The 15,060-nt window shown below is 70.1% G+C and carries 12 protein-coding genes and 1 tRNA gene; 8 read left to right on the plus strand and 5 right to left on the minus strand.

All coding sequences use genetic code 11. The annotated features are described in order from the left end of the window. Positions 1-47 precede the first annotated feature (47 nt). Complete coding sequence (locus JQS43_RS01925; RefSeq protein ID WP_239677329.1) at positions 48-1,121, plus strand: Gfo/Idh/MocA family protein; 1,074 nt, start codon at positions 48-50, stop codon at positions 1,119-1,121. A gap of 33 nt (positions 1,122-1,154) precedes the next feature. Here the strand turns inward: JQS43_RS01925 and JQS43_RS01930 are convergent, their stop codons facing one another. Further along, entirely contained in the window at positions 1,155-1,565 is a 411-nt protein-coding gene (locus tag JQS43_RS01930; protein ID WP_239677330.1) for a YciI family protein, read from the minus strand. Between the two features lie 217 nt (positions 1,566-1,782). Between JQS43_RS01930 and JQS43_RS01935 the strand changes: the two genes are divergently transcribed. Further along, positions 1,783-2,058, plus strand: a complete 276-nt coding sequence (locus JQS43_RS01935) for a DUF1876 domain-containing protein (RefSeq protein WP_239677331.1) — start codon at positions 1,783-1,785, stop codon at positions 2,056-2,058. A gap of 201 nt (positions 2,059-2,259) precedes the next feature. Further along, positions 2,260-2,970, plus strand: coding sequence for a CBS domain-containing protein (locus JQS43_RS01940; protein ID WP_239677332.1), 711 nt, complete (start codon positions 2,260-2,262; stop codon positions 2,968-2,970). On the opposite strand, the gene JQS43_RS01945 is transcribed toward JQS43_RS01940, so the two are convergent. Then, positions 2,961-4,088: a CapA family protein gene (locus JQS43_RS01945; protein ID WP_239677333.1), complete on the minus strand. Its 1,128-nt coding sequence runs from the start codon at positions 4,086-4,088 to the stop codon at positions 2,961-2,963. The two genes, JQS43_RS01940 and JQS43_RS01945, sit on opposite strands and share 10 nt — an antisense overlap. A 335-nt stretch (positions 4,089-4,423) precedes the next feature. Between JQS43_RS01945 and JQS43_RS01950 the strand changes: the two genes are divergently transcribed. Next, positions 4,424-6,223, plus strand: a complete 1,800-nt coding sequence (locus JQS43_RS01950) for an ABC transporter family substrate-binding protein (protein WP_239677334.1) — start codon at positions 4,424-4,426, stop codon at positions 6,221-6,223. Between the two features lie 158 nt (positions 6,224-6,381). Then, complete coding sequence (locus JQS43_RS01955) at positions 6,382-8,151, plus strand: ABC transporter family substrate-binding protein (RefSeq protein ID WP_239677335.1); 1,770 nt, start codon at positions 6,382-6,384, stop codon at positions 8,149-8,151. 90 nt (positions 8,152-8,241) lie between these two features. Here JQS43_RS01955 and JQS43_RS01960 read toward each other — a convergent pair whose 3' ends face one another. Further along, on the minus strand, positions 8,242-10,134 hold the full coding sequence (locus JQS43_RS01960) for an AfsR/SARP family transcriptional regulator (protein WP_239677336.1): 1,893 nt from the start codon (positions 10,132-10,134) through the stop codon (positions 8,242-8,244). Between the two features lie 164 nt (positions 10,135-10,298). On the opposite strand from JQS43_RS01960, the gene JQS43_RS01965 reads away from it, so the two are divergent. Together JQS43_RS01965 and JQS43_RS01970 are read left to right on the plus strand one after the other, a co-directional pair. Beyond that, complete coding sequence (locus JQS43_RS01965) at positions 10,299-12,473, plus strand: prolyl oligopeptidase family serine peptidase (RefSeq protein ID WP_239677337.1); 2,175 nt, start codon at positions 10,299-10,301, stop codon at positions 12,471-12,473. 93 nt (positions 12,474-12,566) lie between these two features. Continuing rightward, complete coding sequence (locus tag JQS43_RS01970) at positions 12,567-13,391, plus strand: SAM-dependent methyltransferase (RefSeq protein WP_239677338.1); 825 nt, start codon at positions 12,567-12,569, stop codon at positions 13,389-13,391. A 72-nt stretch (positions 13,392-13,463) separates the two neighbouring features. Here JQS43_RS01970 and JQS43_RS01975 read toward each other — a convergent pair whose 3' ends face one another. Then, positions 13,464-14,315: a helix-turn-helix domain-containing protein gene (locus tag JQS43_RS01975; RefSeq protein WP_239677339.1), complete on the minus strand. Its 852-nt coding sequence runs from the start codon at positions 14,313-14,315 to the stop codon at positions 13,464-13,466. Positions 14,316-14,487: 172 nt separating this feature from the next. Further along, entirely contained in the window at positions 14,488-14,742 is a 255-nt protein-coding gene (locus JQS43_RS01980) for a DUF397 domain-containing protein (protein ID WP_239677340.1), read from the minus strand. A gap of 221 nt (positions 14,743-14,963) precedes the next feature. Between JQS43_RS01980 and JQS43_RS01985 the strand changes: the two genes are divergently transcribed. Then, positions 14,964-15,039, plus strand: a tRNA-Arg gene (locus JQS43_RS01985). Positions 15,040-15,060 lie beyond the last annotated feature (21 nt).

A 15,060-nucleotide genomic window follows, 5' to 3' on the forward strand; every position in this document is an offset into this window, starting at 1 on the left:
CCGTGAGCGTACGCGGATGGTGGGGTCACCGGGTAGCCTGAGGCGTCATGAGCGACCGACCCGTACGGTGGGGCATTCTCGCCACCGGCAGCATTGCCCGCACGTTCGTCGAGGATCTGCAGACCATGCCGGACGCCGAGGTGGTGGCGGTGGGGTCGCGGACGCAGGCGGCGGCGGATGAGTTCGCGCAGCGGCATCAGATCCCCCGGGCGTACGGGGACTGGGCGTCACTCGCCGCCGATGAGCAGGTCGACGTGGTGTATGTGGCGACTCCGCACGCGGCCCACTACGAGGCGGCGAAGCTCTGCCTGACCGCTGGCCGGGCGGTGTTGTGCGAGAAGCCGGTTACGCTCAGTCGCCAGGCCGCCGCCGAGTTGGTCGCGCTCGCCCGCGAGGCTGGGGTCTTCTTCATGGAGGCGATGTGGACCCGGTGCAACCCGGTGATCCGGCGCGTCGCGGAGCGGCTGGCCGACGGGGCGATCGGTGAGGTGACCGCGGTCCACGCCGACTTCGGCCTCCCGGGCCCGGTGCCGCCGGAGCACCGGCTGCGGGATCCGGCGCTCGGCGGCGGGGCGCTGCTCGACCTGGGGATCTATCCGCTTACCCTGGCGCACCTGGTGCTGGGGACGCCGGCGACGATCAGCGCTCAGGCTTCGCTCACCCCGGAGGGGGTGGATCAGCAGACTGGTCTGCTGCTGGGCTACGACTCGGGCGCTATCGCGGCGTTGACCTGTGGTTTTATCGGCGGCACCCGGATCGGCGGGTCGATCACCGGTCGGCATGGCCGGATCGAGCTGGAGCCGCTCTTCTTCCGCCCGGAGCGGGCGGTGCTGCACCCGACGGGCGGCGGTTCGCCGGAGCCGATCGAGGCGCCGCTAGTGGGTAACGGATACGTGCCGCAAGCCGCCGAGGTGCACCGCTGTCTACGCGCCGGGCTCACCGAGAGTCCGCTGGTGCCGCACGAGACGACCCTGGCGATGATGTCCATCATGGATACGGTGCGGCAGCAGATCGGAGTCGCCTACCCGGGCGAGCCGGCGGCGACCGATCCAGTGGTGCCGAGGCAGCGGTCGGGTTCCCCGGCGCCGGCCGCGGCCCCGGACGCGGACGCCGCCGGCTGAGGCGGTCGTCCGCGCCGGACTGGCGGGGCGGCATCAGCCCTGTTGCGCCTCGAGTTGGGCGCGGAGCCGTGCTTCGCGTTCGCGGAGCTCGGTGGTGAATTCGTCCCCGAAGTCCTCGGCCTCGAAGACTGGCCGGATCTCCACCTCGCCGTCGGGGAACGGGATCCGCTTGGCCCATTCGATCGCCTCCGCGAGCGAGCTGACCTGCCATAGCCAGAAGCCGGCGATCAGCTCCTTGGTCTCGGTGAACGGACCGTCGCGGATGGTGCGGTCCCGGCCGCTGTAGCGCAGCCGGACGCCACGGTCGCTGGGGTGCAACCCTTCACCGGCCAGGATCACCCCGGCTTCGGCCAGTTGCTCGTTGTAGGAGCTCATGTCGGCCAGCTCCGCCTCGGTGGGCAGCACTCCGGCCTCAGAATCCTCGGAGGCCTTCACTAGCACCATCACTCGCATTCTTCTCTCCTCTGGTGAGTAGATGTCGGCACTGGGCGGTTGCCAGCGTCACTTACTCGTCGCCGGGGCGGGCGGGTTTTCGACGTGCTCGTGGAGAATTCTGGCGGTCGGGGGGTGATCTGGGCCACGATTGAGTTGAGGGGGTGGCCCGGCGGGGGTGCGCCCGGGCGCTCGGGCCTCCCGGCGGACGCAGACGGGGGTGAGCGCGATGACGGCGATGAAGAGCTGGGCGGTCGAGGTCGAGATCAGCGAGCACGACGACGAACGCCGGACCCAGGCGGAGGCGCGGTTGCGGACCGGCAAGGGGGTTGAGCTACGGGGCGTCGGAGTCGCCTGGCGGAACCCGACCGATCTTGAGGTGCCGGAGATCGGCGACGAACTCGCGGCGGCGCGGGCGTTGAGCGACCTCGCCGGCAAGCTCCGGGAGACCGCGGCGGACGACATCGGGCAGATGACGCACGAGCGGGTCTGGCTCGGCGGCTGACGGCCGAGTGGCGCCGTGGCCTTTCCGGCCTCCGCGGCGCGGGACTTTCGCCCCGTCGAGGGGGGACGTGCGGCGTCGCCGGATAGTGACCGGTGGCTCTGACCCGCTGGTGGCTCGGCTAGTTAGCGTCGATTCAGCCCGGCGACCAGAGGCTGAGGGCCCCGAGACGCTTGCCGGCGACGAGAGGCTGAGGTTAAGACGATGCGTACCTGGCTGGTAGACGACGTGATGACTACCGGCGTAGCCACCGTGACCGCGGATACTCCCTATCGGGAGATCGCCGACACGCTGGTTGCCCGGCGGGTAAGTGCGGTACCGGTGCTCGATGCCGAGGGCCGAGTGGTGGGGGTGGTCTCCGCCACCGACCTTATGTATAAAGTGGAGTATGGTGGCGCCGAGGAGGGCCATCACCATCATCTCCTGGCCGGTCCGCGGCAACGGCAGGCGCGGACGAAGGCGCGGGGCGGGGTGGCCCGGCAGTTGATGTCGACGCCCGCGGTCACCATCGGTGCTGGCGCCAGCTTGTCGGTGGCGGCCCGGCTGATGGATACCGAGTCGGTGAAACGATTGCCGGTCACCGACTCGGACGGCCGGTTGGTCGGCGTCGTCGCCCGCTCCGACCTGCTGCGGGTCTACCTGCGGCCGGACGCGGAGATCGAGCGGGATGTCGCCGAGGAGGTGCTGCGCCGGACCCTGTGGGTGGAGCCGGACACGATCCGGGTCCGTTCCCGAAACGGGGTGGTCACGCTCACCGGCCGGGTGGACCGATTCTCCACCCAGCAACTGGCGGTGAAGCTGACCAGCGCGGTGCCGGGGGTGGTCGAGGTGGTGGACCGGCTCGGCTTCGACTTCGACGACCGCCGGGTGGCAGCGCCGCCGGTCTATGCGGCGGGCCCGTTCGGTCATCCGTGATCCGGCTCCACCCGGAGGGTGCCGTCCCCGTCGACCAGCACCCGACTCCCGTACGGGCGGCTGAGCTGGTCCAGGGTCGCGGCGAGCAGCGTCGTCTCCGCAACGGTGGTCGGCGCCAGCTGGAGTCGCCGCATCCGCAGCGGCGCCATGCTGAGGCCTCGCAGCTCGCCGGTGGCGACGGCGAACCGGGCAAAGTAGAGCAGCCGTAGGTCGGGCCGGAAACGCTCGTACCCGGTGATCCCCTCGTAGTCGTCGATGAGGTCGCCGCAGCCGTAGAGGATCGGGCGCCCCCGGTAGAACTCGATCGGGCGGAAATGATGCGACGAGTGGCCGTGCACCAGATCTACGCCGCCGTCGATCAGGCGGTGCGCGAAGGCTGTCTGAGCGGCCGGGACCTCGTACCCCCAGTTTGCGCCCCAGTGGACAGAGGCGACCGTGATGTCACCCGGCCGGGCCGCCGCCCGCAGCTGGTCGGCGACGGCGCCGGCGGTGGTGGTCGACAGGTCGGGCAGCAGATTGACGCCGGGCCGGCCGGCCGTCGCCGCCCAGTGCCGGGGTACCCCGGCGGTGCCGCTGCCGTAGCCGGCGACGATGACCCGACAGGCGCCCCCGGCGACCGGGATGGCCGCGGGCGCGGCGGCGGTGGCGGCGTCAACGCCGGCCCCGACGGGGGTGAGGCCCACCGAAGCGAGCGCGTCGAGCGTGTCGAGCAGGCCGACGGGGCCGAAGTCCAGGGTGTGGTTGTTCGCCAGGATGCAGGCGTCCGGTCGGGCGATGCGGATGACGTCGATGTTCGCCGGGGACATCCGGTAGTGCACCGCTTTGCCGGGCTCGGGTGCGCCGCGGCTGGTGATGCTGGTCTCCAGGTTGATGATGCGGACCGCTGGTTCGGCCGCGGCGAGCCGGTCTAGCACCTCTCCCCAGGGCCAGCTCGGGTCGGCGGGGCGCGGGGCCGGCCCGTGGGCGGTCTCGGCGAGCGCGAGGTAGGTGCGGGCGTCGGTGACGTAGCCTTCCCACAGCTGCGGGTCGCCCGGATGGGGCAGTAGCTGGTCGACGCCGCGCCCGGTCATGACATCACCGGTGAGACACAGAGTCAGGTCACCGTGGCGGGCAGTCACTTCTCCACGGTACGCCGAGCCGACGTTTGGAACGCATCAAGTTCTTAGCGGAGTTGATACGGCATTGTTAACTGGGTGGTCCACCGGTTATCCGCCCGGTGGGCCCACCACTGGCGGGGGCGGGTGTCAGACTCCGTCAGAGTGCGGTCTCCTTCAGTGCCGCAATTGGTGGGGCCCAGGGTCAGCACCCCCGGGCCCCACCCACGGCGCGCTCGTTTGGTTCTCCTCAAGCTCGCCGCTGAGGTGTACCGCTCATCCTCGCCTCAGCGTCTCGGCCGTGGCGGGTCATGGCCGGGGCGGCCGGCCAGCCATCTCGTCGACCTATCCCAGATGAGGTGGCTCTGAGAGAGATGCGAGAGACGACGATGCGGAGACGATGGTTCAGCCTGGCGGTGGCGGCGGGTGCCGGCACCGCGCTGGTGCTGGCCGGGTGCGCGGCCGAGTCGAGCGATACTGACGCCGCGCCTGGCTTCGAAGACTGTGTGGAGAACCCCAACGAGTGCAACACCGCCGACCGCGCCGACGGCGGCACCATGGTCTGGGCCCTGGATCAGGCCCCCGACGGCTACTTCCCGTGGTCTTCCGAGGGTGGCTCGGTCTACACGCTGCAGGCCATCCACGGGATTCTGCCCTACTTCGGGCAGTTCATGCCTGATGGCGAGTACGACTACAACATGGACGTCCTCGCCGCCGAGCCGGAGCTGCTCAGCGAAGACCCGTTCGTGGTCGAGTTCCAGCTCGACGAGGCGGCCGAGTGGAACGACGGCACCCCGATCAGCGCTGACGACGTGCGGATCACCTGGATGATGAGCACCAGCGAGGGCGAGGGCCACTGCGAAGGCTGCCGCCCGCGGGCCACCGGCAACTTCGACGTGATCGAAGACGTGTCGGGCTCGGAGGACGGCAAGACCGTCACCATCACCTACAAGGACGGGATCGCCGTCCCGGAGTGGTTCTCGTTCGGTAGCGCCCACAACATCATCGGTGGGATCGCGCCGGCGCACGTCGCCGAGCAGCAGGGCTGGGACATCGACACCCCGTCCGACCTCGGTGAGTACTTCGAGTACCTGAATGACAACCCGGCCGAGTTCTCCGGCGGCCCCTACCTGCTCGAGTCGTTCGACATCGACACCCAGGTGGTGAAGGTGCCGAACCCGAACTGGTACGGCGAGGTGCAGCCGACCCTGGACCGGCTGGTGATGCGGTTCCTGACCGATGAGGACACCTGGCTGCCGGCGCTGCAGAACGACGAGCTGCACGGCGGGTCGCCCGCCGGCTTCGCCGAGGACGTGGTCCGGCAGGTGCGGGACATGGAGGGCGTCCGGGTGCACATCCAGCCCGGGCCGTCCTGGGAGCACCTTGACCTGAACCTGGACAACCAGTGGCTGGGTGAGCACCAGGAGCTGCGGGAGGCGATCTTCGTCGCGGTCGACGCCGAGGACATCGCGGACCGGAACTTCGCCGCCATCTTCCCCGACTACCAGTTGCGTACCAACCATGTGCACAGCGAGGACAGCGAGTTCCACGTCGACCATCTTGAGGGCACCGGGCAGGGCACCGGCGACGTCGAGATGGCGCGGGAGATCCTGGAGGCCGCCGGCTTCGAGGGCATGGACGAGGGCCCGGGTGGGTTGACCTACGACGGCGAGACCGTGGGGCCGTTCCGGCTGCGCTCCACCTCGGCGCCGGCGCGGGCCACCGCCCAGCAGCTGATCCAGGGCTACCTGGCGGAGATCGGCATCGAGGCCAACATCGAGCCGACCGACGACCTCGGTGGCACCCTGGTCGCCCAGGACTACGACCTCATGCAGTACGGCTGGAGCGGTAGCCCGCTCTTCACCGGCATCGGCAGCCAGTACTGGGAGACCGGCAGCAGCTCGAACTACGGCAACTACAGCAACGACGAGGTGGACGCGCTGATCGAGCAGGAGCAGCAGGCACCCACGCTGGAGGAGTCGGCGGCGCTGCACGACCAGATGATGGAGCTGGTCGTGGACGACGCATACGTGCTGCCGCTCTACGACTCGCCGGTGTATGTGTTCGTCTCGGAGGACTACGCCAACGTCCGCGACAACACGAACACCAGCCTCCGGGCGATGTATGAGCACCACTATTGGGGCGAAGCTGCCCAGTAGGGCAGAATAACTCCTGGCTAGCGGGGGTCTGGTGCGGGACGGTAAGGTCCCGCACCGGACCCCTGTGTCTTGGGGAGGCAGCCCTGTGAACCACCGCCCGAGCCCCGCGCCGCTACCGCGGCGGGCCTCGGGGAGGTGAGAAGGAGAACGAACACACGATGCGAAGAAGACTGGCAGGAGTGGTGGCGGCGAGTGCCGCGACCGCATTGGTCCTGGTCGGCTGCGGTGCCGGCGAGGAGAGTGACAGCCAAGCTGGGAGCGGTTTCGAGGACTGCGTCGAGAACCCCAACGAGTGCAACAGTGGCGACACGCAGGAGGGCGGCGAGCTCACCTGGATCCTGGACGCCACCCCGGACGCGTACTTCCCCTGGTCGCCGGAGGGCGGCTCGGTCTACACGTTGCAGGCCATCCATGGCATTCTCCCCTATTTCGGGCAGTACCTGCCGGATGGTGAGTACGAGTACAACATGGACGTGCTCGCGGATGAGCCGGCGCTGATCAGCGAGGACCCGTTCATCACCGAGTGGCAGCTCAACGAGGACGCGGTCTGGAACGACGGCACCCCGATCAGCGCCGACGACGTGCGAATTCTGTGGATGATGAGCACCAGCGAGGACGAGGGCCACTGCGAAGGCTGCCGCCCCCGCTCCTCCGGTTCCTTCGACATCATCGAGGACGTCGAGGGCTCGGACGACGGCAAGACCGTCACCATCACCTACAAGGAGGGCGTCTCCGTCCCGGAGTGGTTCGCCTTCGGTAGCGTCCACGGCATCATCGGTGGGCTCGCGCCGGCGCACATCGCCGAACAGCAGGGCTGGGACATCGACACCCCGTCCGACCTGGGTGAGTACTTCGAGTACCTGAACGACAACGTGCCGGAGTTCTCCGGCGGGCCGTACCTGATCGAGTCGTTCGACCTCGAGAACCAGATCGTCATGGTCCCGAACCCCGAGTGGTGGGGCGAGCCGGTCAACCTCGACCGGGTCGTCAAGCGGTTCATCTCGGCTGAGGACACCTGGGTGCCGGCGCTGAACAACGACGAGATCCACGGTGGTTCCCCGTCCACCTGGCCGGAGGACGTGATCCGGCAGCTGCTGGACCAGCAGGGTGTCCGGGTGCACATGCAGCCGGGGCCGAGCTGGGCGCACGTCGACATGAACATGGACAACGAGTGGCTCGGTGAGCACCAGGCCCTGCGGCAGGCGATCTTCACCGCGATCGACTCCGAGGACATCGCCCAGCGGGTCTTCGGCTCCCTGTTCCCGGACGTGACCGTGCGGACCAACCACATCCACGGGCCGGACAGCGAGTTCCACGTCGACCACCTGGAGGGCACCGGGTACGGCACCGGTGACATCGAGGCGGCCCGGCAGCTGCTCGCCGACGCCGGCTTCGAGGGCATGGAGGACGGTGCTGGTGAGCTCAGCCTCGACGGCGAGCCGGTCGGCCCGCTGCGGCTGCGTTCGGGTGAGAGCCCGGCGCTGACCACCTCCACCGAGCTACAGCAGGCGGCGCTGGCCGAGATCGGCCTGGAGATCCAGATCCAGACCACCGACAACCTCGGCGGCACCCTGGGCAGCCAGGACTACGACCTGATGCAGTTCGGCTGGAGCGGCAGCCCGCTCTTCACCGGCGCTGGCGGCCAGTTCTGGGAGACCGGTGGCGGCAGCAACTTCGGCGGCTACAGCAACGACGAGGTCGACGCGCTGGTCGAGCAGGAGCGGCAGGCCACCACCCTGGAAGAGTCGGCGGCGCTGCACGACCAGATGATGGAGCTGGTGGTCGAGGACGCCTACGTGCTGCCGCTCTACGACACCCCGGTGTTCATCTTCGTCACCGAGGACTACGTCAATGTCCGCGACAACACCAACAGCAGCCTCCGGGGCATGGCTTCGCAGCCCGGTTGGGGGCTCGCGGCCGAGCAGTAATCGCCCGGCGGTAACTCCGGCGCATCCGCGCTGACCAGGTCGGCCCCGGTCCCGGTAGGGACCGGGGCCGACCCTTCGCTATCGGGTCGCTCAGCCAGCGGGTTGTTCGTCCAACTCGGCGGCGTAGGCCGCCACCAGCTCCGAGAGCCGGTAGCGCGGCTCGGCGGTGGCGTCGCTGTCCACCGGGTCCAGCAGGGCCGCCGCCACCAGCTCCTCGACCAGCAGGTCGCCGTCGCGTACGCCGGTCAACGCGGCCGCGGTGCTGGCAGAGAAGTGGCGGGTACCCAGCGGCGCCAACCGTCCCAACGCCCCGCGCGCCCGGGTGTCCAGGCTCAGATGGGTCTGGACCAACTCCGGGCGGACCGCCAGATCACCCACTGACAACTCATCCAGCCGGCGGCCCGGCTCCCGCAGCCGGGCGGCGAAGCGCTCCAGCCGCCACTCCGGATGGGCGGAGAGCCGCGCGGCCGCGATCTGCAGCGCCAACGGTGAACGGGCGCACGCGGCGCAGATCTCCGCAGCCGCGTCCGGCTCCGCCGCGACCCGACCGGCCCCGGCGAGCTTGCCCAGCAGCGTCAGCGCCGCCGCGTGGTCGAGCGGATCCAGCCGGACATGCGCCGCGTCCGGCAACCCGCCGAGCCGGCGGCGACCGGTGACCACCACCGCGGCGCTGCCGGTCCCGGGCAGCAACGGCCGCAGCTGGGCGGCGGAGGCGGCGTCGTCCAGCACCACCAGCACCCGCCGATCGGCCAACCGAGCCCGCAGCGTCGCCGTCCGTTGCGGCAGCCCCGCTGGCACCGCGGCCGGCGCCAGGCCCGAGGCGATCAGCAGCTCCTCGATCACGTCCGCCGGCTTCGCCGGGTCGGTGACCCCGCCCAGCTGGATGAACCACTGACCGTCCGGGAACCGGTCTCGCAGCTGATGCGCCACATGTACCGCCAGTGCGCTCTTACCGACCCCTGGGGCCCCGTTGATCGCGACCACGCCCACCGCGGTGCGCTCCGGGTCCGGGTCCAACCCGGCCACCAGCTCCTTGGTCAGCTGCTCGCGCCCCACGAAGTGCCATATGTCGGGCGGAAGCTGGCAAAGCGCTGCGAACGGGGCGCCGGCTGGCTCAGGCGCCGACCCGAGCTCGTCGGCGCCCGCCGGCGCCGGCTCGAACGGCTGCGCCATCGGCGCCGGAGGGCTGGGCGCAGCGAGCGGCGGCGGGGGCAACAGCTCCGGGTCCCGCCGCAGCACCCGCTCATGCAGCCGGCGTAGCTCGGTACCGGGCTCGTCGCCCAGCTCATCGACCATCCGGCGGCGCAGGTCGCCGTAGACCGTCAGCGCCTCGGCGTGCCGGCCAGCCCGGTGCAACGCCACCATCAGCTGCGCCGCGAGCGATTCGGTCAGCGGATACGCCGCCAGCGTCTCTGAGAGCGGGCCGATCACCTGCTCGTGCTCGCCGAGCCGCAGCTCTGCCTCGAAACGCTCGGTCAGCAACGCCAGCCGTTCATGCTCCAGCCCGGTGCGGACCCGCTCTGCCCAGTCGCCGCTGATCCCGGTCAGCGGCGGGCCGGACCACAGCTCGCCGGCGCTTCGCAGCAGCTCGACCGCGCGTCGCCGGGCGGCTGGGTCGCCCGTACCGGCGGCCGCCCGGGCCTGGGTCACCAGCTGGCGGGAACGGTGCAGGTCGATCTCGTCGGGGGCGAGCTCCAGCTGGTAGCCGCCAGCGCGGCGACGCAGTAGGGACTGCCCGGCGGCCGCGCCGTCGGTCGCCTCGGCCAGCAGCGAACGCAACCGGGACACGTAGGTGTAGAGCACCGTCCGGACATTGCGGGGCACCTGATCGCCCCAGACCCGCTCAATCAGCGTCTCCATCGGCACGGTCTGCCGCGGCGTCATCGCCAACACGGTGAACACGCAGCGTTGCCGCGGCCCGCCCAGGTCGACCCGACCGGCCGAACTCCCGAGCTCGACTGAGCCCAACAGTCGTACCCGCACGCCGATCACCCCCCGTCACTGGCCGACCTGCAGACCCTTCGATAGTGAAGGCGCGTGAGGAGACCCAAAAGGTTGGCGACACCCGGAAGATCGCGATTCTCATCACTCTCCCGCGTCGCGCTACGGTCTAGGAGGCCGGGGGAGAGCGACAAGGAGGTCGGAGCATGAGTGGCACGCCGGGCGGCGCAGCGTGGCGTTACCCCGAGACGGAGCGCGATCAGGTGGTGGAGACCCAGCACGGGGTCGAGGTGCCGGACCCGTACCGGTGGCTCGAAGACCCGTACGCTGAGCGCACCAAACGGTGGGTGGACGCGCAGAATCAGCTCACCGGGGACTACCTCGCCGGCCTCGACTCCCGCCCCTACTTCAGCGAACGGCTCGACTCGCTGCTCAGCGCCCCCCGGGCCGGCACCCCTCGGCAGCGCGGGGGCCGCTACCTGCGCTCCTACAACGACGGCACCGCGCAGCTGGACACCGTGTACGTCGCGGAGAGCCTGCCGGAGCTGCTCGCCGGTGGCCGGACCCTGGTAGACCCCGCGGAGTTCGACCCGGGCGGCCGGGTGTCGGTCACGCAGATCTCCGTCAGCCCGGACGGGCGCTGGGCCGCCTACGGCCTCAGCGACGGCGGCAGCGACTGGGTGCAGTGGCGGGTCCGCGACATCGCCACCGGCGAGGACACCACCGACCGGGTATCCCACGCGAAGTTCTCCGGCGCCGAGTGGCTGCCCGACTCGGCGAGCTTCCTCTACTGGGCGTACCCCGACCACGCCGAAACCACCGGCGCCGACGCCACCGCGCTCGGCACCGGCCGGCTGCTGCGCCACCGGCTCGGCACCGACCAGGCCGACGACGAGGTCGTCTCCTACCGGCCCGAGGCGCCGCGGGAACGAGCCGCCGCCGAGATCACCGAGGACGGTCGCTGGCTGGTCCTGACCTTCGTCGAGGGCACGGCCCGCAAGACCTGGGTGGCGGTCCGGCAGATCGGCGCCGACGGCCAACTCGGTCCGGCGTTGCCGGTGGTGCCGGAGCCCGAGGCGCTCTACACCTACGCCGGCAGCGACGAGGATCAGCTCTACCTGCGGACCGACGCGGACGCGGCGCGCGGTCGGCTGCTGGTGGTGGACCTGGCGGCGGTGGCGGCCGGCGACGATCCGGCGAGCGCCCGCCGGCAGCTGGTCGCCGAGCGGGACGAGGTCCTTACCGCCGTCCGCCGGGCCGGCGACGGGTTCCTCGCCTGCTACCTCGACGACGCGCAGGACCGGATCTACCGGCTGAGCCTGGCCGGCGAACGGCTCGGCGAGGTGCTGCTGCCCGGCCCACTATCGCTGGTGAGCTGGTCGGCCCACCCGGGCGAGGACGAAGCGTTCCTGGGCATCACCTCCTTCCTCGACGAGCACCGCAGCTACCGGCTGGCGGTCGGCTCCGGCGAAGTGACCCCGCTGCCGATCGGCCCGGTCCCGGCCACCGGCGGGTCGACCCCCGCCGCGACCGGGGAGACGCTGGTCGGCGACGGGGTCGGCGGGCCGACCGTCACCGAGCGGCGGCGCGCACCCAGCGCCGACGGCACCCTCGTGCCCTACACCATGGTCCGTCGCGCCGACGCGCCAGTGGGCACCCCGCTGCCCACCCTGCTCTACGGGTACGGCGGCTTCAACATCCCGGTGACCCCGTCGTACCGGCCGATCTGGCCGGCCTGGATCGAGGCGGGCGGCGCGGTCGTTGTGGCGAACCTGCGCGGCGGCGGCGAGTTCGGCCGGGAGTGGTATGAGGCCGGCACCAGGGAGCGCAAACAGAACGTCTTCGACGACTTCGTGGCGGTCGCCGAGGATCTCTGCGCCACCGGGGTGACCACCCCGGGGCAGCTGGCCTTGCACGGGCGCAGCAACGGTGGCCTGCTGGTCGGCGCGGTGATGACGCAGCGGCCCGAGCTGGCCGCGGTGGCGCTGCCGATGGTGGGTGTGCTGGACATGTTGCGGTTCCACAAGTTCACCATCGGGTGGGCGTGGATCTCCGACTACGGCGACCCGGATGATCCAGCCGACTTCGAGATCCTCCGCACCTACTCGCCGCTGCACCGGCTGACCGAGCAGGTGAGCTACCCAGCGACCTTAGTGATCACAGGGGACCATGACGACCGGGTGGTCCCGGCCCACAGCCACAAGTTCACCGCCACCCTGCAGCGGGTCCACGCCGGATCGGCGCCGGTGCTCACCCGGATCGAGACCGCCACCGGCCACGGCGGTGGCAAACCGCGGTGGGCGATCGTCGCCGAGGCCGCCGACATGCTCGCCTTCGCGGCCGAGCACACCGGGCTGCGGCCCGGCAAGTGGCCGGAGTGACCTAGTCGCCGCAGGCGCGTCGATGGGCTGCGCTCGACGCGCCTGCGGCAGCGTGTCATCATGGTTACTCCATGCCGGACAAAGGGGATTCGCGTGACCATTGAAGAGTCGGCGCCGCCCGGGGTGGACATTAGCCACCCCAGCGTCGCCCGTGTCTACGACCACATGCTCGGCGGCAAGGACAACTTCGCGGTCGACCGCCAGGCCGGCGAGATGGCGTTGCAGATCACCCCGGACGGACCAGCCGCGGCCAGAGTCAACCGGCTCTTCCTCCGCCGGGTGGTGCGTCACCTGGTCGAGGAGGCGGGGATCCGACAGTTCCTCGACCTCGGCTCCGGGCTGCCCACCCAGGGCAATGTGCACGAGATCGCGCACCAGTTCGATCCGACCGCCCGAGTGATCTATGTCGACCATGACCCGATGGTGCTGGCGCACAGCCAGGCGTTGCTGACCGACACCGAAACCACCGCCGTCGTCCAGGCCGACGTGCGCGAACCAGCAGAGCTGCTCGCGCACCCGGAGGTTCGTCGGTTCATCGACTTCGACGAGCCGGTCGGGCTGCTGCTGATGGCGATCCTGCATCACGTCGGCGACGACGAGGACCCGGCGGGGATCGCGGCGACCTTCCGGAAGTCGCTGGCCAGCGGGAGCTACCTGGCGATCAGCCACTTCCACAACCCGGGCGCGGAGCACCCGGAAGCGGCCGCCAAGGCGGTCGAGGTGGAGCGGGTCTTCAACCAGACCATGGGCACCGGCCGGTGGCGTACCCGCGCCGAGATCCTGAGCTACTTCGGAGACTTCACGCTGCTAGCCCCCGGGGTGGTGCCGCTGGCCGAATGGCGTCCAGAGGGGACGATCGACTCCGGGCAGACCGACACCTACTACACCTTCGTGGGTGGGCTCGCCCGTAAACCCTGACCGTGGGCGCCGGCCGTCGGCGGTCCCCCGCGGTCGTTGTCGGCCGCGGGCGTCGCCACCGGCAGCCGCAGCTCAGTCGCGTTCGGCGTCGCGCTCAGCGTCGCAGTCGGCGAGCAGGCGGTGCAGGATGTCCGGAGTGTTGGCGAGCGGCTCTGCCTCGATGCAGAGCCGCTCCATCGCCGCCACATACTGCTCCACATCGTCGCGCTTGTCGAGGTAGAGGGCGCTGGTCAGCTGCTCCAGGTAGATAATGTCGGGAAGTTCGCGCTCAGGGAAGCGCAGCACCGAAAAGGCCCCGCCCGCGGCGGCGTGACCACCAGCCCGGAACGGCACCACCTGCAGCCGGATATTCGGCCGCTTGGTCACCTCGATCAATTCCAGCAACTGGTCCCGCATGACCCCGGCGCCGCCGATCGGCCGTCGCAGCGCAGCCTCGTCGACGACCGCCCAGAGGTGCGGCGGGTCGTGCCGGGCGAGAATCCGCTTCCGCTCCATCCGGAGCCCGACCCGCCGCTCCACCTCGTCACGCGGGGCGTGACCGTAGCCGATCTGAATCACTGCGCGGGCGTAGTCGGCGGTCTGTAGCAGGCCGGGCACGAACTGGACCTCGTAGGTGCGGATCCGGCTGGCGGCCGCCTCCAACCCCAGGTACGGCTGATACCAGTCGGGCAGCAGATCGTTGTAGCGGTGCCACCAACCGGGCCGGTTGGCCTCCTTGACCAGTTGCAGCAGCACGTTGCGCTGCTCTTCGTCGGTGACTCCGTAGAGGGTCAGCAGATCGGCCACATCGCGTTCCTTGAAGCTGACCCGGCCCAGCTCCATCCGGCTGATCTTCGATTCGGAGCCGCGGATCTCCCAACCCGCGGCGGCCCGGGTGACCCCACTGCCTTCACGGAGCCGTCGTAACTGGGCACCCAGTAGCATGCGGAGTGCAGTCGGCCCTGCACTGTCGGAATGCGCCGTTGTCACCTGCCGACCTCCGGACCGTCCTGTTCGCCGCGAGACCTAAGCATGCCATGTCGCAGCGGCCCGGAGATACCTCGCGGCGTGATCTCCGGTGACGCGGCAGGCCGCGTCACCGGAGCGTGATCGACCGCTAGCTCAGGAGATGGTCGAAGTCACCGTCGCGCACCCCACCCAGGAAGGCGTCGATCTCGGCCGGCGTGTAGACCAGCACCGGTCCATCGGGGTGCCGGGAGTTGCGGACGGCGACCCCGCCCCCGTCGGGCAGCGCAGCGAGCTCGACACAGTTGCCGCTCGGGTTGCTGCGTCGACTCTTCTGCCACGCCAGTGGCGGCAGGTCGGCGGTGTTGAGGCTGCTCGCAGGCTCGTGACCAGGGATTTCGGTCATGGCTGTCACCTTTCTCCGAGGACGCACGCGGGCGTCGGTGCGATGCACGTGCATCTGTGCTTGCATCCGCACGGTACGGGCGAAATAGTACCGTACCGAGCGACCCGTCAAGATCACCGTGGTTAGGGTGGAACCGGTCAGGCAACCTCAATCGTTATGTTGCGGCCCCTCGGGGTCCGTCGGTCACCCGCCGCCAGCCCCCTGTACAATCGTCAGAGCTCGCGCCTGTAGCTCAACGGATAGAGCACTTGACTACGGATCAAGAGGTTGGGGGTTCGAATCCCTCCAGGCGTGCCACCTCTACCAGGAAAAACGCCA

It is taken from the genome of Natronosporangium hydrolyticum (assembly GCF_016925615.1).
Taxonomy (GTDB): Bacteria; Actinomycetota; Actinomycetes; order Mycobacteriales; family Micromonosporaceae; genus Natronosporangium; species Natronosporangium hydrolyticum.

Bases quoted from the DNA above. Each gene is read 5' to 3' on its own strand.
- JQS43_RS01925 (WP_239677329.1), top strand. From the start codon at position 48: ATGAGCGACCGACCCGTACGGTGGGGCATTCTCGCCACCGGCAGCATT.
- JQS43_RS01930 (WP_239677330.1), bottom strand. From the start codon at position 1,565: ATGGTGCTAGTGAAGGCCTCCGAGGATTCTGAGGCCGGAGTGCTGCCC.
- JQS43_RS01935 (WP_239677331.1), top strand. From the start codon at position 1,783: ATGACGGCGATGAAGAGCTGGGCGGTCGAGGTCGAGATCAGCGAGCAC.
- JQS43_RS01940 (WP_239677332.1), top strand. From the start codon at position 2,260: ATGCGTACCTGGCTGGTAGACGACGTGATGACTACCGGCGTAGCCACC.
- JQS43_RS01955 (WP_239677335.1), top strand. From the start codon at position 6,382: ATGCGAAGAAGACTGGCAGGAGTGGTGGCGGCGAGTGCCGCGACCGCA.
- JQS43_RS01965 (WP_239677337.1), top strand. From the start codon at position 10,299: ATGAGTGGCACGCCGGGCGGCGCAGCGTGGCGTTACCCCGAGACGGAG.
- JQS43_RS01975 (WP_239677339.1), bottom strand. From the start codon at position 14,315: ATGCTACTGGGTGCCCAGTTACGACGGCTCCGTGAAGGCAGTGGGGTC.
- JQS43_RS01980 (WP_239677340.1), bottom strand. From the start codon at position 14,742: ATGACCGAAATCCCTGGTCACGAGCCTGCGAGCAGCCTCAACACCGCC.